Genomic DNA, 17,182 nt, shown 5'->3' on the forward strand with positions numbered 1-17,182 from the left:
TCCAGGTGTGCGTGGTGCCCGAGTAGACCATCTTCTCTTCTCCACCTCCGAGGGGCGGCCTGGGTATCTCCGTCACTGCGCATCCATTCTCCACCCGCCCGGCCCGACGCCAAGACGCGCCCATTCCCGAGGCGCACGTTCCGAAGTACGCGACCACCATCCTTTCCTCCACCCAAGAGGGCGACCTGGCTCTTCCCGTCACTGCGCGCGTTCACCAAGGACCTTCAGAGTGTGCGCGGTGCACGAGCACCAAGGGGAGAGCCAGGCCGCCCTCTCCCTCATACATCCTTTTGCCTTCATTTTCCGTAGTGTATGGTATGATGCGCGGCCGGCGAAGCGGACTGCTCTATTCAGGATAAGACAACGCGCATGGACTCCCGGAACTCGACCTCCATCGATGCTGACCTGTTGACATTGATCGCGAAGGGGGATCGGCGGGCCTTCGGGCAATTATACGATCGTTCCTCACCGGTGCTCTTCACCCTGTCGCTCAAGATGCTGGGCGACCGGGAAGAGGCCGAAGACCTGCTGCAGGAGGTCTATACCGAGGTCTGGCGCAAAAGTGTGCGGTACGATGAGCGTCGCGGGTCACCCATGGCCTGGCTCATCACACTGACCAGAAGTCGCGGCATCGATCGTATCCGCGCGCGAGCGTCACGCGGACACAGGATGACCGAATCCATCGAGGATGCGCCAATTGCCGACACTCAAGGGCACAATCCGACGCCGTTCGATCAGCAAGCCGATGCGGAGGTGCGGGCTTTCGTGATGAGAGCATTGGTCGAATTACCGGCAGCCCAACGTCAGGCGCTCGAACTCGCCTATTATCAAGGCTTGTCACATTCGGAGATCGCGGAACGACTCAAGGAACCTGTGGGCACGATCAAAACACGCATCAAGCTGGGCATGAGCAAACTTAAAACCGCCCTGCAACCCTGTTGGAATATCGAGTAGCCATGACGCATGAGGAAATTGAAGACGCAATCGCCCTCTATGCGATAGGTGCGTTGGATCGCGCGGAGCGGACGGCCGTGGAATCCCATCTCCTAACGGGATGCGACACATGCCACGTTCTCGCAAAGGAGTACCAGGCAGCCGCCGGACTTATGCCGTTTGCCCTGCAACCGGTACAGCCACCAGCGAAGTCGACCATGTTAGCGGCGGTCTTTCAGGGCGCCACCAAAGACGAACGCACCGGGTCGAGCTTCGTTGCATGGATCAATAACCTGATGTCCTCGTTCATGAGACCGTCCCTGCAACCGGTCGTGTCGATGGCTTTGCTGCTTCTGCTTGCCGGAACGGGATGGTACGCCTGGACGATACACAGGCAGGTCGCCGGCGAGGCAGCTCAGCGCGAGCAGATCGAAGCGGCCCTGCATGACGCTACAACGCGAACGGCGGCCCTTCAAAAGGACCTCACACAACAGGAGCAGGCCCTTGCGTCGCTCAAGGAAGAAATCGAGCACCGCATCGGGACCGTCAGCGACACGCGTAGCAAACTCATCGAGAAGGAGGCCGAACTCGATGTCGTGCGTGAGGAGCTGTCAAAACGCGAACAGGAAACATCAGCACTGCGCAAGACTCTGGCCCAGCGCGACGACATGCTTACGTTTCTTCGATCGGCACACGTGAAGGTCGTGTCATTGACCGGAGTCGAATCCGCCAGGTCGGCCGGCGCCTTTCTCTTATATGACAAGGAGACCCAAAAGGCTTTCTTCTATGCCTTTAACATGCCGCCATTACCGGCAGGCAAAACCTATCAGCTGTGGGCGATTGTCGATAAGCCGATGAGCGCCGGAACATTTAGAACCGACAGCGGTCAGAAAAGCCGGGTCGTTCTCAAAGACCTGCCGGATCTCTCCCGCATTTCTAAATTCGCCGTCAGCCTGGAACCCGAGGGCGGACGCCCCCAACCAACGGGTGCCATATATCTCGCCGGGCAAACATAATAGCCGGCAGGCAGCTATCAGGCGTCAGCGCTCAGCCTTAGAACCTCTACCCGAGCCCGAAAGCTGATAGCTGATTGCTGAAACCGACTGTGGTAAGATACCGCCCGTTTGCGTAAGGTCCGCGTCGATTACTTAGAGGAGCTATGTCGTTCATCACAGACCGAGACTTAGAATTCATGCAGATGGCATTGGACCAGGCGAGACTCGCTCCCGCGTTAGGCGAAGTACCCATTGCTGCCGTGATCGTGATGGACGGGCAACTGCTCTCCCAGGTACACAATTTTCGCGAAGTCTGGCAGGACCCGACCGCGCATGCAGAAGTAGTCGCCATCCGGGAAGCCGCGACCCGACTCAAGACCTGGCGCCTCACCGGAACCACCATGTACGTCACCATCGAACCGTGTTCCATGTGTGCCGGCGCGATTATCCAGGCACGCATATCGCGTCTTGTATTTGGGGCTCGAGATCCGAAGGCCGGCGCCTGCGGCTCGGTATTCAATCTGCCGAGTGAACGTCGATTGAATCATCGCGTCGAAGTTTGCGGCGGCGTGTTGGAGCTGGAGAGCCAGGAACTGATGCAAACCTTCTTTCGGCGTCTGCGACAAGATGTGAGCGAGCGTATTCCGCTAGAGAACGTCTAACCAACCAGCGAAGTCGTGCGGAGAGGTGCGAGAGTGGCCGAATCGGGCAGTCTCGAAAACTGCTGTCTGGGCAACTGGACCGTGGGTTCGAATCCCACCCTCTCCGCCACGTAAAACAATTTATTATCCCTCGCCGCTGGTGCCGTACCGCTCACTCTAACAACACATGAAGCGTGGGATTCGAACGGAAGTGTCATGCTCTCATCCCTTCTGTACCTGAGCCGATGTCTGCCGTTCTGAGCGAGAGATAGTCTCAACTTATCGGGCGCCAAGTCGGCCTCGAATACAGGTATGCCTATGCGTTACTAACATTCGGTGGTCTCAACTGGGGTTCGGCAGCTAGATTTCCGACGAGCTGACGAGAGAGCGCCTGTAGCAAAGTGGTACTTACAATCTGGTGCGAGGCATGTTTTGTACATTCGGATGATGGCGTGCAAGCAGCCGAATACCTACAGACTTCGCGCAAACGTCCAGTGGCACACTGATTGAACAATGCCGAACGGAGGCGGCCTGTCTCCTTGCAGGGAAGCGGACGCGATTATTCATGCTCAAAGGTGAGAGGTTCACCGTACGCGGCGCTCGTGAAGGCCTCGATTGCCTGACGCAAGTTTAGGCCCGGGAAACTCATGTGTTTCGTGTCCAATTCGCCCAGCCCGAGCTGTGCCGCTTCCCATAAATGCCGCACCGCCTGGGGCTCAAATCCCAACAACCGTGCACCGACCACATCGGCGGCCACGGCATCCGTGCTTGCAATGACGAGGCCGGTCTCGACGGCATGGCCTCCAAGCGGTCCTGTCGCGATCATGGCTGGATGCCCCACCGTGACGGCGAGATCGATCGGAAAGCGCTTCGCCATGGCCGCGATAAAGGAATGCATGTCGGCAAAGAAGTCGTTCTTATGACGTTGCGTGGAGCGAGGGTGTCCGTAATAGTCAGCCGCTGGAAAGGACATGGCGATGTTCTTGAGCGCGAGTGTAACCGTTGCCGTCTCATGCAATTTGAGCTGGTTGATGGCGATCAATGTCTCGTATTCTAAGACGCGGGGATTGACCATGACCGATCGTTGCGGCCCTTGTACATCGTGGTTGGGCGCATAGGACAACGGCACCGAGACGAATGGAGGACGGTTATGATCGAAGAATGCCGCTCCTTCCTCCGTCACGACGTCCATCAGGCCCGCAATGCGAAACACCTGATCTGTTTCTGCCGCTCCGGCTCCTCCCGTGACTATAAGTTCCCCTGGCTGATGTCGTTTGATGACGCGCAAGACGCCACGTAACGTATCGGGCTGGGTCACTCCCGTCTTGTCGGATGGCGATGCCCACGTATCGTTTGGCTTGACGGCGACACGCTTGCCTCGGACCAACGAATCCAAGCTTAGGCGATTGAGTGCACCAGTAATCGCCAGTTCAATCTCGGCATCTTGTGCAATAGCTACGGCAACCATGTCGCTGATTCCTTGCTGGACGACGCTCGTTGCCAAAAAGAGCGTTCAGGTGATTCGAGCCATATGGCTTAGGAAGCATGTTCTGCTTTTTGCTCATAATAGCCACCGATGTGTTCATACACCTCAGGTGGGAACTTCAGATCTTTGTACACGTTACAGGCATCCGGGTTTTCAGGATTGGGACAGATCGGAAATTCCTGCTCTCGCTGCCACTCTATGATCCGTTCGCGCCGTGGAGGACTATAATCTTTGCCCTGCACTTGCAGATGGAGTGCCCGAGCGTCCTGTTCCGTCACACCCGGGTTCTTCATCAGATAGGCAACGACCTCCTCGGACTGGAGAAAATGGCGCGCAACCATGGCAAATACCAGTCGCCCATAGTGGCCAATATCTTTCCCCGAGGCTAGCGCGTCCAGTAGATGCGCCATCATGCCATTGCGCCGTAGCTCTTCAACAGCCATAACCTTCCCTCCTGATCTACTGGTTGCTGTGTTGCAGGTTTCCTGGCAGGCGTACGGCTCGGTAAGGCTGGTGTGGCCTTTCGACGAGGCGGATCGCGCAGAACCTCGCGCTCCGTACACGAAATAATCTCTGAAGATCATCATGAGCTCCCACCACCGGCCGATACCGATACGTCATCAGAATACGAACCATCCTCAGATGAGGTCATCGCATAGAAAGTGCCGCACCGTTACGTCACAGATCCTTTGTCGGCATAGTACTCCGTCGCTGATGCGACAGGATTCACGGTAGTCGCCTGTGGTCCATTCTCCCCGGCTTCCACATTCAATCTCACTTCCATCCCGTCCTCGAGGTCCGCAAATGACATGTCGTGGACCGCGTTCCGATGAAAATAGACGTCTGTGCCATCTTCGATCGTAATGAATCCATACCCGTCGTCACGGAACAGCTTACTAATCACACCTTTTTCCGGCGGTGCCGTCATGCGGACTTCAGCCGAGCCGCGCTTCTCCCGTATCTTCTCCAGCTCTGTCTCCATGGCGGCAAAGGCATCCCGAATCGCTTCTTCAAAGCTGTTCTGCTGCTTTCGTGCCGTGATCGTATGCCCAGGAATCTGTACGACGATCACGGCCTCGTAGGAGTCCTCGGCTTTTCGATGCTCGTGTTTAGTCAACGTGACACGGGTATGTTTGATATCATGCCCGGGATGCAGATCGACCACCCGTGATTGAATGTCGGCTGTCCATTCAGGCCTCACATCGGTGTGCCGCCCTTCAATTTGTAGATCCATGAGTGGCCTCCTCGTAGCTAATCCATGACTGGTAGGCGGTGGACTGGGAACACATCGTGAGCCCGGAAAATCGCCAAGCCGTCGGCCTGGTGTCTCCAAAAGGCCGCATCATCGATGAGAGCCGACACAGGTTCTAGCAGTTCTCGCGCGTCCGTAGGTCGAGTCTCTTCCTTTACTAATTGCGTTTCTGCTTGTTTCAGGAGATTCTTGAGACGAATGCGATCTTGCTGTGTTTCAGGCCCTGCCCGATGGGTAGGAAGAAAAATCGACACCGCCGGGCTATGTGACTCTGCAATGACCATTTTCAGGTCTTCTTGTGACAACAATGGCATCTGCTCTCCCCAACGATGAAGTCGGCTACTGAATTCATTTAGATCATCGGAGACCGGAGTTCTTGAGAGAAAGTCGCTAATCAAGAAGTACGGCGTCAGCTGAATTCACCTATCGAGTACGGCTTTACCGCCCGCTTGAGCACATTCGAACGTTAGCCATATAGAGCGAGACAAGCGGTTCCACGCTATGGAAGACCCGAATGCGTGCCGTGTACCGCGCCGTCTACAGTTGCTCCATGTCACTTGAATAAACGAACTGGTCAAAATCGATAGCGAGCGGGCCCAATTGCCATATCCGAGGACCGCACGGCGTAAACCTTCAAGGGAGCCGATGCGACGTTTCAATTCATAGGCGTCAGTTGGCCTACACTACCTTGACGAAGTCCACAACGATGATTACTACAAAGAAGGAAGGAGGTGACCCTCATGCTTGTCGTAGAAATGATGCTGGCATTGATGCTCTTCACTTGGGGGGCGGCGATTTGGGCCTCGTTCCCTGACGAGGAGATAGAAGAGCACGCTCCGCAAGGACAACATCGGCGAAGAGCCGCTTAGTGCAGCTAACTTTCGGATGCCCAACCGGCTGAGAGCTCATGAAGGTTATTCCCCCTGTGCCTGCTATGACGGGTAGCGTTTCGGGCCAGGTTCAACGGACGGTCCCGCGGAACGGCTCAGATGATTGCGACATAAAGCCTGACCCGTTTAAAGCGTCCTCATTTTGAACGGATCATGGTAGTAATGGGTTAGGAGATCCGTGCTTCTGCTGGCCACGCAAGGCGGACGAGGTTGAACCAATCTGGCTCCGGCAGTCCGGAGAAACAACGGAAAACTCGAGTAGTATTTGAGAACAGCATAGGTACCCGAATCAACGAAAGGAGGACACAATGGCGACCGAGAAGCAGCAACAGGCGAACTCCCAGCAGCAGTCTCGCGATGTCAGCGTACAACGGTCGGGAGGGGCGGCGGCAACAGGGACTCGAACGCCGAGTCTCTGGTCAGTTAGCCCCCGCGAACTCTTGATGTCGAGTCCCTTCGAACTCATGCGCCGGATGTCAGAGGACATGGAGCGGCTGTTCGGGTCCATGAGTCCCTGGCCGATGTCGTCGCCGAGTCAAGGCAGCCTGTGGTCCCCCGCCGTGGAAGTGGCGGAGAAAGACGGATCGGTAGTCGTGCGTGCGGAGTTACCCGGCATGAGCAAAGACGATGTCAAAGTAGAACTGACACCTGAAGGACTGCTCATCGAAGGAGAACGGAAACAGACGCACGAAGAGCGCGGCGAGAGAGGCATGGTACGGTCGGAATGGCGGTATGGACGATTCTCTCGCCTCATACCGCTGCCCGATGAGGCGAACGTTGAGCAAGCGAAAGCACAATTCCGAGATGGGATCCTTGAGGTCACCGTGCCAATTCCTGAAGAGAAACGGCGCCGCCGCGAGATTCCGATTGAGTCTGGAGGAGGGCAGAGTTCACAGGCGGCGTGAACCGCCATCGTAAAGAACACGAGAAGGTCTGTTCCTGATGCTCGCAATCCAGACCAGCAGGGGGTCAATAAACAGCCATAACGGCCGATCGCGACATTGAGGTGCGGGTGAAGCCAGTGGCATATGCCTCGAGGATATAGACAATGCGGGCTGCCGCATTGCCCCGCACCTCCCCTGCCGTTAAGAGAGCGATGGAAGAGACAGTAAAGGGTGTTCACCCGTCGGAATCGGCAGGTTGACGTCTCGGCAAGTCAGGAGAAAGCGATACGACGATCACCCCCGTTCTGCACATCTCCACAAAGCAGCATGGTCGAAATAAAGTAAACCCATTCAATGCCGGAACGGCTTCACGTCGGTTAATGCCCGCCCATAAGTTGCTCATGAAGGGACTAGGATTTTAGTCCGCTGGCCAGCATTTTGCTCGTCCTAGCTGAGAAAGCAGTCACCCCGGATAGATCCGGTTCAATGCTCATATGCTTTCCCCTTCTTCGTCCTGATGCAGCCCTATATGCACGTAACGGGGCCTTTCGCGCCATTCATGCCCTCATGTCGGTCTGCCCTCTCTTGTGCCATCTTTGGCACCGCGGTCCTTGAGATTTACTGCAGTTCAGCCATGAGTTGCTGGGCAGCCTTGAGGTGGGCCTTTAGAATGGGCCGCCCACCTGCAATCATTTGCGTGAGCTGCGGATCTCGGGTTTGCCCGGCAAGTGAGTCGACCGTTTTCAAAACCTGCTTGTGCATCTCAATCTCATGTGACAAATACGATTGGTCAAAATCTGTGCCGGATGCTCTCTGCAACTTTTGCAAGACCTTCTCATGTTCCTGAACGAGGGCCTGTGTCTCGGGCGCCATGGCCGGCAGCACGCCGAGGCGTAGCGCCGCACCTCTGCATGTGGTCCACTTCCATCTGCCGACCATAGGTCTTGACCGCTATACTTTCTCGCCGCTCCTGTGCCGGACGACCGCCCTCCAAATCAGCCTTATTGGCGAAATTGAGAAATCCCAGCAGCCGGACCTCTGGCGATCCTTGTTGTGCCTTCATCTGACTGCCGCTATGGCTCTCCTCGCTGGTTCCCGATTTCTGCTACGACATCCCGTCAGTCGATGCCCCCGTCATGGCACACGCTCCGAGAGCCACAGCTCCTAGCATCATGATAGTATCTCGATATGTCTTTATCATGTTTGCCTCCTTTGTCCGTTCATCCTGGCCACCCGTTGCTAGACGCGCAAATCCGCGAGCTTGGGTCTGATCGAAGGCTCATGGCCGAGGCGAGCGTCGGCGAACATCATGATGATGAGAATCAATGCGCGCTCGCTGATTCATTGGAGTATGCCGTCGATGCGAACATAGCAGGCAGTCGGAGCTATATTGCGATGGGAAGGACCGACCCACGACTGTGTCGGAGTAGATCCTAGGTACCAGCAGTACGGATCCTTTGGATGATTGATGTTATGTTATCCCGGGTACCATGCAGTTCAGTCGTTCATCAGCTCGGCCTGCTTTTAGAGCACAAATGCTCGCGCTTGGATTAGCGCCGGCGCTGAACCGCAATTGAGGTGTCAATGCCGTCCGTTATGCCGACTTCTCTATTCGATTTCAGCGAGCACCTTGTACGCATCTTTGACGGCTTGCACACCGGCGTCGGAGCGACCATACCGGGCGTGATGGATACCTTCTTTCAACAGACGTATCGCGTCTTGTAGACGACCATCGTTCTTCTTATTCCGTTCTGCAAGCCGTACGTAACGAAGTGCGACGGTGGCTTGTTCCGCAAGCGCATTGTTATCCCTTCGCTGACCGTTGGAGACGGCCTGATCTGCATGCTCCAGCGCTTCAGCGATGTACCGATCATCTTGGGCACACCCGGCAAGAAGAATTCCCAAGGTCATGAGGACTCTCATCGCATGGTGAAAGAACCGCGTATAGCAGTGCGTCAGTGGAATATGCGGAAACATTGGACGATCCCGGGCCCTCACGAATGAATTTTGACCTTGGAGCGGCTCTGACCATGACGCCCTGCGCCATTGTCGTTCCGACCACCCCGGCTGACAGCTTAAAGAATTGTCGTCGCGATGGACCCATGGCGGCCGTTCCCTGCCTGGTCTCGTGTGTGTTGACCCACGACTAAATAGTGACACACGTTACGCTGTGCTGGGATCAGCGCAGCAATGGAAGGACTGTCGAGTTTCTTGTTGAACTGGTGTCCGGTAAGTTCGTACGCGGTCCACGAGACTTCTTGGACGCCCCACTCGGATGGGCCTGCTCAGGGAACCTCAGTAAGGCCACCAATAAGTCAGAAGCGCCGTTCCGTTCGTCACCTCGCATGGCTCCGTGAGGTGGATGTTTGCACGGTAACGTCGGACACGCCGCTTTTTTAGCACGTGGCTCACTTGCAGCGGGAGCCGTCGATGCCATGCCACCGGTCTACGAACCGCAACCGCAACATGCTCGCACAGACGATCCTCGGATTAGTAATCCGTGGCGGAAGATGTCGGATACAGTCTGACATTCTTCAATGCGCAGTATCGCATGGCGCAATTATAGGCGTCGGACCGCGGTACCCCCGCATTGATCTGTGAGCATTGCTATCAGGTTGGACGACAATCCACCTTGCATAATCGCATCGAAGAACCATGATTCTCCTGTATGAGTAGAGAATGACCCCACAGCTATGGACAAACACGCCTGTATTGCACGGCTCGGTACTCAGAATTTCAATATGACTCTTGCCATGTATCTATACTTCCGCCTTTTAAATGAATCTGGAGCCGTGCTAAATTGAGGCCGACGTCATGAAACATCGCGCTATCAGTCATAACTATTATTTTACGGGAGGCATCATACTGCTTTGCATCTCTATAGGGATGGTGGCGTTGGGTGCACCGGTTACGCTATGGAATCTTGAAACCGAGGGCGATACGTTTACAGAGTCCCTCATCGAAGGCTTTTCCATCGTCCCGAGCGCCTTCACGCTCACCGATCCACTGCGCTTTACGGTACAAGGCAACTCATCCGATCCTCTTCCGTCTCTCACACTCACTGAGTCATTATTTCGCCCTCCTCGCTTTTCCTAATCGTCAAGCTAAAAGCCTGAGAGTACCCTAGGGTCGGCCGCTCATGTACGTTCAGACCCATGGCGCTCAGCATTTGGCTTGAGTCATCACGGGTGAAATAAACACATCCACGGGTGGCGAAAAGCCTGCTGTCTTCCCGACCATGTGACGTAGGGCTCTGGTTACGAGCCCTTTACTCTTATGGATAGGACCTGATGCATGAGTAATCCTGCTTCCCAGCGAGAAGATCATCGTATCCTCATCATTGATGATGATCCGGACACGCTGCTCGCCCTTCCTGCTCTCCTTAAATCCCAGTTTCCTCATGCCGTCGTCCAAACCGCTATCAATGGTGATGCGGCCAGGACCTGGATTCGTAATTATCGCTATGATCTGATCCTTCTTGATATCCGGATGCCGCGAATTGATGGACTGACACTGTTGAAGCAATTACGCCATGAATTAGGAGGAGCTCGGGTCTTGGTGATGACCGCAAGCCGTGAAGATCTCAAAATACAAGCCCTGGAGGCCGGGGCCTATGCGTTCCATCAGAAGCCCATTCTGCCGGATGTTCTCATTGCTACGATTAGAGCAGCCCTCAGGGACAGAGCCTCATAAACGTGGGATATGCTGACTGACGCCTATCGCAGTGTGGCCATAAGAAAAGCTTCTCGGACGACTATGGTAATCTCGGTTCAAAAGATTTTATAACCGTTACTTGCGCGATCAACCTTCACCAATCAGCCGCGAAGAATGTGTGGCAGAGGATACAATACCAGCATTACGTTTCGACCCCTTTGCGGATCGCGATCAGAAGGAGTAATTTAACAACACGTCGGCTGGCCCCCTCCTTCTCGCTCTCCGAATTCTCCTGAGAGATCAGACAATGAGGGGGTAGTCGCCCTGTCACCTCATCTGGATTGACCATGTCTCCTGGAGAGACGAAGGTCGACGACTATGCCGCCTGGCGAGATCGGTTTGCCAGGGAACGGCTGCGCACGTTGTATTACCTCGGGCTTGTCGCTAATCCGGTCTTTTTCCTTTCAGATTTCCTTTTTTATCGCCCGCACCTTTCCGTCCTATTAAGCCTCCGAGTCGTCCTCGAAGCCGGATTTCTTCTCGCGTTTGTGCAATATGTTTATCGACCATCGCGCGTGAACCCGAAGATCCCACTCATTCTCTGGATCGTCATTGGTAATCTGTGCATCGCCCAGATGACGGTGTTTCTGGGGGGATTCACGTCGCCGTACTATAATGGGCTAAATCTCGTCTTTCTGGCCGCCGCCGTCATTGTACCGATTTCTTGGCGTGCGCATCTTACCGCACAACTGATATCGCTCGCGTACTACTATGGCCTCAACCTCCTGTCCCCCCTGGGGCCGGGGGCACAGGAAGCCGCCATTCAAAATTCCTTTTTTCTGCTGTGGACCTGTGTGGCGTGCCTCTTCTCAGTCAATCTTTATGAAGAGCTCCAAACCGCAGAATTCCAATCACGCGAGAGAGAACGGTGCGCCCGTGAAGAATTGGAAGTCTCGCATCGAAAACTACTCGAATTAGATCGTCTCAAGGATCAGTTTTTTGCCAACATCAGCCATGAATTGCGCACACCGTTGACCCTCAGTCTTGGGGCGTTCAAGACGCTGCTAAAACAACCGTTGTCGCCGGGCAGCTACGGCGTCGTGCAGTCAGGACTGCGCAATACGGCTCGTCTACTGTTTCTGATTAACGAACTATTAGAGTTAGCCCGGTTTGAGAGTGGACGAGTCGACATGCGGAAGGTTTGCGTGGATCTGGTCGCGCTCGTGAAAAATGTCGCGGCTAATTTTCAATCATCGGGACGACAACGGATTTTCCTCGAAGGGACAGACGAACCGCTTCCCCTTGAAGTGGATGTACGGAAGATGATGAAGGTGATCTACAACCTTCTCGCCAACGCGTTTAAATTTAGTGACTCCGATCAAGCAACCGTCTGGATTCGACTACGGAGCGAAAGCAACCATGTTGCCATCGAGATTGAGGATACTGGAATCGGGATTCCCGAAGACCAGTGGGGTCGCATCTTCGAGCGCTTCACGCAAGTCGAAGGCGACACGATGCGGCGGTTTGAGGGAAGCGGCATTGGATTAGCCCTCGCGAAGGAAATCGTGACGCTTCACGACGGCCACATCACGGTGCAAAGCGTCCCGGGGAAAGGATCGACCTTTACCGTGACGCTGCCACGCGGCACTTCGCGGGATATAGTCCCTCTTGAAGACGATGAGACATTCGTGCTGCCGTCCGTCCGTTCAGAGGAAGGATCGGCTGGATCGGAACAAGGCGCAGTGGAGTCACAGAATATGAAGTCCGATCGACCTCTGGTATTGATAGTGGACGACAATGCGGACATGCGGGCCTATTTGGCTCGTCTACTCACGGATGAATACGGTGTAATGACCGCATCGAATGGTATCGAGGGCCTCGCATACGCCCGGCAACATGGACCTGCACTGGTCGTAACGGACATCATGATGCCTGTGATGAGTGGATATGATTTGTTGTGCGCCATGCGAAACAATGAGGCGCTGTCCAAAATTCCGGTGATTCTCCTGACGGCCAGAGCGGGCACGGAAGCGCCGGTCGAAAGTTTGGAAGCGGGGGCCGATGATTATGTGAGCAAACCGTTTCATGAAGAGGAACTCCTTGCCCGGATCAAGAATCAATTGCGCATTCATCGCCAGGAGCGTGAGTTAGAATCCAGAGCCAAGGAATTGGAAGACCTCTACGCCAAGCTGGAACTGGCCAATGCGGAACTGCGGGACCTCAACCTGCGAAAGTCGGAATTTGTGTCCATAGTATCCCATGATTTGCGCACCCCGTTGACTGCGATCGACGGCTTTGTTGATAACCTCCTGTCCGAGCTCGGCGGTCCCCTGAGTCCAAAACAACGGCAGTACCTCGAGCGCATTCAGGTAAACATAGGACGTTTGGTGCGCATGATTAACGATCTCTTAGACCTGACGAAAATTGAAGCCGGTACGATAGAGTTTCGCCCAAAGCCGATCAGAATTAGCACGGTGCTCGACTCGCTCATGGAGACGCTGGGACCGGTGGCCCGGCAGAAGGACATTCACTTGCGATCTGAAGCAAGTCCTACGGAGTGGCTCGTGCATGCCGATCCAGACAAGCTTACGCAGATCCTCACGAACCTTATCCACAATGCGTGCAAATTTACGCCCGCGGGTGGGGAGGTGCGGATCCAGTTGAGTAGGGATGCTGACGGCTGTGTCCAGATCTGCGTTGTGGATACAGGGTGCGGGATTGCTGCCGAAGAAATTGGCCAGGTCTTTGAAAAATTCTACAGCGGCCGATCTTTGGGTTCGGAGCGGCGGGGTACTGGATTAGGCTTGGCCATCGCAAAGCATTTTGTCGACCTGCATCACGGTCGGATCTGGGTGGAGAGCACACCTCAGCACGGAAGCCGATTTTATTTCACGATCCCGGTCCACCCAGAGACAAGCACAAGACCTTCCGTGTCGGAAGGCATTTCGAGCGACTCTCAATCCGCCTCCCTCAGCTGAACGAATAACGATTCTTGGAGAAGTCGCGATCGAGAGAGCTTTAAAAGAGACGAAGAGGGACCAGTTCAGCCTAATCCATCCGATAACGCGAAGCGAGTCACACTCAATTCGGACGGGAGGATGAAATCTCCCGTCCGAATCATCCCTTACCGTTCCGAGCTGGACTGCTGTCTGCGTATGTCCTCGGCGGTGGTGTCCGGTACCGAAGCAGTCGGTCGCTTTGGAAGGTCATCCATCTTGACCACCGCTTCGGCTTCTCCGGTAGAAGTCACTTGGGCCGCGATCTTATCGCCCTTCTTGAGAGGTGCGTTCATTTTGGTATCATCCGTCACCTTCAGTCTGGTTTCCAAGCCAGTCGGGGTCTTGATCCAATAGGCCTCTTCAACCTTGATGACTTCACCCGTCACATTTTGGCAAGGTGAGGATTTGGTACAGGCTCGCGAAGGCGGAAAAGCCGGAGCCGGTGCCTGTGGGTTACTGATCACCGGATCCTGTTCCTCAGCGGCACCGAACGAAGGAGCTGCACCGAACATGACGGTAGTGATCAGTAATGCTGAAAAGATGCCTCGCTGTGCCATGAGTTCCTCCTTAACAGTTTGTGATTCCAAACTGTATAGACTGTATAGATTGGATCGCCATTGGCTCAATCAGTGACGATGCGCTACTAATGTAGTTCATTCGACTTACCGGTGTCGGACCGCTTCTGGACCATCGGTCGGTGCAACATTTCACTGAGCGAAGGACTAACGGCAATCGGCAGCTCATCACCGTGCGCTTGAAAACTGCCCCCCGCGTCTATGCCTGCCTGCAGAAGGCTTTCGATTTCGAAATATTTGTGGGCACCGTGCGGTCTGCCTTTGCAAGTCCCTCGTATTCGCGTCCCTCACGCTGCTTTGACCTTCGTCACCGCGTCCAAATAATCGTTCTTCGTTCTGATTCCCGTCGCGTTTCACGTTTTGCCCGTTGCCTTGTCCGCCTGCCTCGACTAAAGTCTCGTTGCAGTCTCCGGCATGAAGGTGTAGACATACATCATGAATTCAACGCGTCGAATCGGGATGGGCAAGAGTACAATCCGTCTTCCTCTACCTCTACTTGGAATGGCTTGCCTTATGCTGACGGCCTGCACGCATCCTCCTGTGCCGTCATCTCTTCCAGTCGGTACTTCGCCCGACCTCTCCTCCCCTGTCGTCCTGGACATGCGGGCCATGGTCGTCGGCCGCCATCCTGCCGCCGTGGCTCAGGCGAGCAATGATTTACAGCAGTTGGGATTTACATTGGTTCAACGAGATCGAGTACTGCAGATTCTCGATGAGCAGGACCCTCACTTGAACTCTCCCCAGGCGGCGGAGGCCTATTTCGTTCGCAATGGCTTCTTGCAGGCGCAGAAGTGCTCGTGCTGGTCGACGTGGATGGTGCTAAAGACGCGCCGAGTGTCATCGTGAAAGGCATCGACGTGGAGACCGGGAACATCCTGTGGAGCGGAGGAATTGTGTCTACAAGCGGGCTGATGGAAGAAGACTATAATCGAGTCGTCATCAATCTCACTCACCGTGCCGTCATGGACGGCTTCACGAAGCCTCAAGGTGGCAGTACGGCCGTGCTCTTTTCCCACCCCTGACCCTGTGGCGTTGAATCTCGATTTGCCCGGCGCCTCCCAAAACGCAGAGCCATTCACGCTCTATCCCGTTTAGGATCAAGCCGCAGGGGCTATGCAGGATATTCAAAAAGGTCGTCTATTCCACCCGCTCACCTCAGGCGAGCCAAGACGCTCTCCCTTTCCGGAGCAAGGCGGCAGGTGAAGCGAACACCACAGACGTACCCTAAGCCGAGAACGGCAGCTAGGGAACGGGCGCGTCTTGGCGCGACTCAGGCAGGGTGGTGTAACCCGGTCTTTTTCAACATCCCCCTACGGCTTTGCGGTAGAGCGCTCGCCGCAGTTCGAGCATAGCCAATGTATCCCGCTTGCAGTAATGCAGAAGGGCTTCCTTGAGGCGGACTTTTTCTATCAAGTCCATCTCATCGAACACCATCTGATAATAGATCTGCGCGGCCATCCCGCCTTCTTGAATGTCGAGATCACCATAGCCTAATGACGGCACGACCGCCGGTAGCACCGCTTTGATCGAATACGAACCTTCGAAGGCCGGATGATAATAGTGGTCACGGATCACAGGGAATAAATCCCAAAGGCGGGCCATGACACGTTGCAGATCCGCTCGCAGCGTGGGAAGCCAATCGGCCAGCCGTTCGAGAATGGCACGTTCGTAGCCCGAGTAGACGCAGATACTTCCCTCCTGCCCCAATGACGCTAACAGCTCCACGACGAGTTCCTCGCGCGGATCTTTGGGATCCAGGCACAAGTATTCCGCGTGCGTGATGTTCCCATTGTCCCATTCGATATGATTGGACCATTGGGTCGGGATCGTTTGGTAGGGTCGTGTCTGTTGAAATTTTGGGATGGCCGGCATGAAGGTCTCGAAATCTAAATGATGGACGGGATAGCGCACCGTTTCCAGAACGGCCTTCAACCGGGAGCTGACCCATTCGACATTGTCCCGCATGCGGCGTTGATTGATGGAGAGATGAAATCCAGCCGGAATATCGTCGATCGTTGTGACGCCGAGCTTAGCAAGTGATTGAAATGTCTGGCTGCCGCCCGGTAGATGGAAAATCCATCTGGACGGTTTCTCCTTCGTGCAAAAATCCCAGAACGGGCACTCATAAGGGGTCTGGCAATGGCCGCTCGGCTCAACCATCGGAGGCACAGGCAGGGCGAGCATCGCTTTCATCTCGGTGAGACGGGTCACAACCTTGGTCCGGTGGGATGCGACATGTTCACTGAGGTCGTGTACCGCAAAAAGGTGATCGAGATCGAGCCTCTTCCCGTCGTAGACGTACTGAGTATTGATATGCATCAGACACGTCCCGACCAATTTGAGCCCTGCCCCGCCCAGCACATAGGCCTGCACGGCAAGGTCATCGATATGAACCTCTTTGACACGCGTCGATGATTTCACTTCAATCAGCCGCCATGACACCGAGCCGTCTTGAACCGAACAGACTCGTTCGAGGACGTCGACGCGGATAAACACCTGTTCGTGGACAAAAGCCGCCTCAAAAATAGCGGGGACGGTGGGATCGTTCAGAAGCTCTTGTGTGCGTTTCAACGCTTCAGCTCCATGCCGATGATCGACGTCGACCAGGATACCGCCGGGGAAGCGTTGCCGGGCCAGCTCGCCGATCTCCGTTCCCATGTCGAGGATCGCCTGCGTCACCCCATCCGGCTGAGTTGCCAACGTGGGATCATGGATTTCCAGATACAGTCGCTTATGACATTGCAGTCCGGAAAGGAACTTCGACTTCGAAAGGCGGATGGCAGTCGTCAGGGACGGAGCAGGGCGTTCAGAAGAAATCAGCATGTGGCCGAAGGCTACACAAGCGTGGCGGAAATGTCCAGGATTAAAGAGGC

General features: G+C 55.1%; 17 protein-coding genes and 1 tRNA gene. 10 read left to right on the forward strand and 8 right to left on the reverse strand.

Features of this window, described 5'->3' with window-relative positions; translation table 11 throughout:
- Window positions 1–369 precede the first annotated feature (369 nt).
- The 4 genes from ACWHYZ_RS14385 to ACWHYZ_RS14400 all read left to right on the forward strand — a co-directional run bounded on the left by ACWHYZ_RS14385 (window position 370) and on the right by ACWHYZ_RS14400 (window position 2,699).
- The gene (locus tag ACWHYZ_RS14385) at window positions 370–954 is read left to right on the forward strand and encodes a sigma-70 family RNA polymerase sigma factor (RefSeq protein WP_447983367.1); all 585 of its coding nucleotides are present in this window, start codon (window positions 370–372) and stop codon (window positions 952–954) included.
- A gap of 2 nt (window positions 955–956) precedes the next feature.
- Window positions 957–1,949, forward strand: a complete 993-nt coding sequence (locus tag ACWHYZ_RS14390) for an anti-sigma factor domain-containing protein (RefSeq protein WP_447983368.1) — start codon at window positions 957–959, stop codon at window positions 1,947–1,949.
- Window positions 1,950–2,092: 143 nt separating this feature from the next.
- Window positions 2,093–2,590, forward strand: a complete 498-nt coding sequence (tadA, locus tag ACWHYZ_RS14395) for a tRNA adenosine(34) deaminase TadA (RefSeq protein ID WP_447983369.1) — start codon at window positions 2,093–2,095, stop codon at window positions 2,588–2,590.
- Window positions 2,591–2,609: 19 nt separating this feature from the next.
- Window positions 2,610–2,699, forward strand: a tRNA-Ser gene (locus ACWHYZ_RS14400).
- Window positions 2,700–3,128: 429 nt separating this feature from the next.
- Here the strand turns inward: ACWHYZ_RS14400 and ACWHYZ_RS14405 are convergent.
- The 4 genes from ACWHYZ_RS14405 to ACWHYZ_RS14420 all read right to left on the reverse strand — a co-directional run bounded on the left by ACWHYZ_RS14405 (window position 3,129) and on the right by ACWHYZ_RS14420 (window position 5,621).
- Window positions 3,129–4,037, reverse strand: coding sequence for a DUF362 domain-containing protein (locus tag ACWHYZ_RS14405; RefSeq protein WP_447983370.1), 909 nt, complete (start codon window positions 4,035–4,037; stop codon window positions 3,129–3,131).
- A 68-nt stretch (window positions 4,038–4,105) separates the two neighbouring features.
- Window positions 4,106–4,498 carry a hypothetical protein gene (locus ACWHYZ_RS14410; protein ID WP_447983371.1) on the reverse strand — a complete coding sequence of 131 codons (393 nt, stop codon included), beginning with the start codon at window positions 4,496–4,498 and terminating at the stop codon, window positions 4,106–4,108.
- A gap of 230 nt (window positions 4,499–4,728) precedes the next feature.
- On the reverse strand, window positions 4,729–5,289 hold the full coding sequence (locus ACWHYZ_RS14415; protein ID WP_447983372.1) for a cold shock domain-containing protein: 561 nt from the start codon (window positions 5,287–5,289) through the stop codon (window positions 4,729–4,731).
- Window positions 5,290–5,306: 17 nt separating this feature from the next.
- Window positions 5,307–5,621, reverse strand: a complete 315-nt coding sequence (locus ACWHYZ_RS14420; RefSeq protein WP_447983373.1) for a hypothetical protein — start codon at window positions 5,619–5,621, stop codon at window positions 5,307–5,309.
- 884 nt (window positions 5,622–6,505) lie between these two features.
- Here ACWHYZ_RS14420 and ACWHYZ_RS14425 point away from each other — a divergent pair.
- Window positions 6,506–7,102 (forward strand): Hsp20/alpha crystallin family protein, encoded by a 597-nt coding sequence (locus ACWHYZ_RS14425; RefSeq protein WP_447983374.1) that lies wholly within the window; start codon window positions 6,506–6,508, stop codon window positions 7,100–7,102.
- Between the two features lie 597 nt (window positions 7,103–7,699).
- Here ACWHYZ_RS14425 and ACWHYZ_RS14430 read toward each other — a convergent pair.
- Window positions 7,700–7,954 (reverse strand): DUF4142 domain-containing protein, encoded by a 255-nt coding sequence (locus tag ACWHYZ_RS14430; protein WP_447983375.1) that lies wholly within the window; start codon window positions 7,952–7,954, stop codon window positions 7,700–7,702.
- Between the two features lie 735 nt (window positions 7,955–8,689).
- On the reverse strand, window positions 8,690–8,992 hold the full coding sequence (gene smbP / locus ACWHYZ_RS14435) for a small metal-binding protein SmbP (protein WP_447983376.1): 303 nt from the start codon (window positions 8,990–8,992) through the stop codon (window positions 8,690–8,692).
- A gap of 903 nt (window positions 8,993–9,895) precedes the next feature.
- Here smbP and ACWHYZ_RS14440 point away from each other — a divergent pair.
- The 3 genes from ACWHYZ_RS14440 (at window position 9,896) to ACWHYZ_RS14450 (ending at window position 13,713) form a co-directional block, all read left to right on the forward strand.
- Window positions 9,896–10,177 carry a hypothetical protein gene (locus tag ACWHYZ_RS14440; RefSeq protein ID WP_447983377.1) on the forward strand — a complete coding sequence of 94 codons (282 nt, stop codon included), beginning with the start codon at window positions 9,896–9,898 and terminating at the stop codon, window positions 10,175–10,177.
- Window positions 10,178–10,375: 198 nt separating this feature from the next.
- Window positions 10,376–10,774, forward strand: coding sequence for a response regulator (locus tag ACWHYZ_RS14445; RefSeq protein ID WP_447983378.1), 399 nt, complete (start codon window positions 10,376–10,378; stop codon window positions 10,772–10,774).
- Window positions 10,775–11,082: 308 nt separating this feature from the next.
- Entirely contained in the window at window positions 11,083–13,713 is a 2,631-nt protein-coding gene (locus ACWHYZ_RS14450) for an ATP-binding response regulator (protein ID WP_447983379.1), read from the forward strand.
- A 146-nt stretch (window positions 13,714–13,859) separates the two neighbouring features.
- Here ACWHYZ_RS14450 and ACWHYZ_RS14455 read toward each other — a convergent pair whose 3' ends face one another.
- A complete protein-coding gene (locus tag ACWHYZ_RS14455) occupies window positions 13,860–14,291 on the reverse strand; it encodes a hypothetical protein (protein WP_447983380.1) in 432 nt (143 codons plus the stop codon).
- A 531-nt stretch (window positions 14,292–14,822) separates the two neighbouring features.
- Between ACWHYZ_RS14455 and ACWHYZ_RS14460 the strand changes: the two genes are divergently transcribed.
- Both ACWHYZ_RS14460 and ACWHYZ_RS14465 read left to right on the forward strand, forming a co-directional pair.
- The gene (locus ACWHYZ_RS14460; protein WP_447983381.1) at window positions 14,823–15,155 is read left to right on the forward strand and encodes a hypothetical protein; all 333 of its coding nucleotides are present in this window, start codon (window positions 14,823–14,825) and stop codon (window positions 15,153–15,155) included.
- Entirely contained in the window at window positions 15,152–15,331 is a 180-nt protein-coding gene (locus ACWHYZ_RS14465; RefSeq protein WP_447983382.1) for a hypothetical protein, read from the forward strand. The genes ACWHYZ_RS14460 and ACWHYZ_RS14465 overlap by 4 nt, the downstream gene beginning before the upstream one ends.
- A 277-nt stretch (window positions 15,332–15,608) precedes the next feature.
- On the opposite strand, the gene ACWHYZ_RS14470 is transcribed toward ACWHYZ_RS14465, so the two are convergent.
- Window positions 15,609–17,132 (reverse strand): DUF2779 domain-containing protein, encoded by a 1,524-nt coding sequence (locus tag ACWHYZ_RS14470; RefSeq protein ID WP_447983383.1) that lies wholly within the window; start codon window positions 17,130–17,132, stop codon window positions 15,609–15,611.
- Window positions 17,133–17,182 lie beyond the last annotated feature (50 nt).

It is taken from the genome of Nitrospira sp. Nam74, assembly GCF_965152615.1.

Bases quoted from the DNA above. Each gene is read 5' to 3' on its own strand.
- ACWHYZ_RS14455 (WP_447983380.1), bottom strand. From the start codon at position 14,291: ATGGCACAGCGAGGCATCTTTTCAGCATTACTGATCACTACCGTCATG.
- ACWHYZ_RS14440 (WP_447983377.1), top strand. From the start codon at position 9,896: ATGAAACATCGCGCTATCAGTCATAACTATTATTTTACGGGAGGCATC.
- ACWHYZ_RS14410 (WP_447983371.1), bottom strand. From the start codon at position 4,498: ATGGCTGTTGAAGAGCTACGGCGCAATGGCATGATGGCGCATCTACTG.
- ACWHYZ_RS14425 (WP_447983374.1), top strand. From the start codon at position 6,506: ATGGCGACCGAGAAGCAGCAACAGGCGAACTCCCAGCAGCAGTCTCGC.
- ACWHYZ_RS14460 (WP_447983381.1), top strand. From the start codon at position 14,823: ATGCTGACGGCCTGCACGCATCCTCCTGTGCCGTCATCTCTTCCAGTC.
- ACWHYZ_RS14385 (WP_447983367.1), top strand. From the start codon at position 370: ATGGACTCCCGGAACTCGACCTCCATCGATGCTGACCTGTTGACATTG.
- smbP (WP_447983376.1), bottom strand. From the start codon at position 8,992: ATGACCTTGGGAATTCTTCTTGCCGGGTGTGCCCAAGATGATCGGTAC.
- ACWHYZ_RS14390 (WP_447983368.1), top strand. From the start codon at position 957: ATGACGCATGAGGAAATTGAAGACGCAATCGCCCTCTATGCGATAGGT.
- ACWHYZ_RS14445 (WP_447983378.1), top strand. From the start codon at position 10,376: ATGAGTAATCCTGCTTCCCAGCGAGAAGATCATCGTATCCTCATCATT.
- tadA (WP_447983369.1), top strand. From the start codon at position 2,093: ATGTCGTTCATCACAGACCGAGACTTAGAATTCATGCAGATGGCATTG.
- ACWHYZ_RS14430 (WP_447983375.1), bottom strand. From the start codon at position 7,954: ATGGCGCCCGAGACACAGGCCCTCGTTCAGGAACATGAGAAGGTCTTG.
- ACWHYZ_RS14405 (WP_447983370.1), bottom strand. From the start codon at position 4,037: ATGGTTGCCGTAGCTATTGCACAAGATGCCGAGATTGAACTGGCGATT.
- ACWHYZ_RS14470 (WP_447983383.1), bottom strand. From the start codon at position 17,132: ATGCTGATTTCTTCTGAACGCCCTGCTCCGTCCCTGACGACTGCCATC.
- ACWHYZ_RS14420 (WP_447983373.1), bottom strand. From the start codon at position 5,621: ATGCCATTGTTGTCACAAGAAGACCTGAAAATGGTCATTGCAGAGTCA.
- ACWHYZ_RS14450 (WP_447983379.1), top strand. From the start codon at position 11,083: ATGTCTCCTGGAGAGACGAAGGTCGACGACTATGCCGCCTGGCGAGAT.
- ACWHYZ_RS14415 (WP_447983372.1), bottom strand. From the start codon at position 5,289: ATGGATCTACAAATTGAAGGGCGGCACACCGATGTGAGGCCTGAATGG.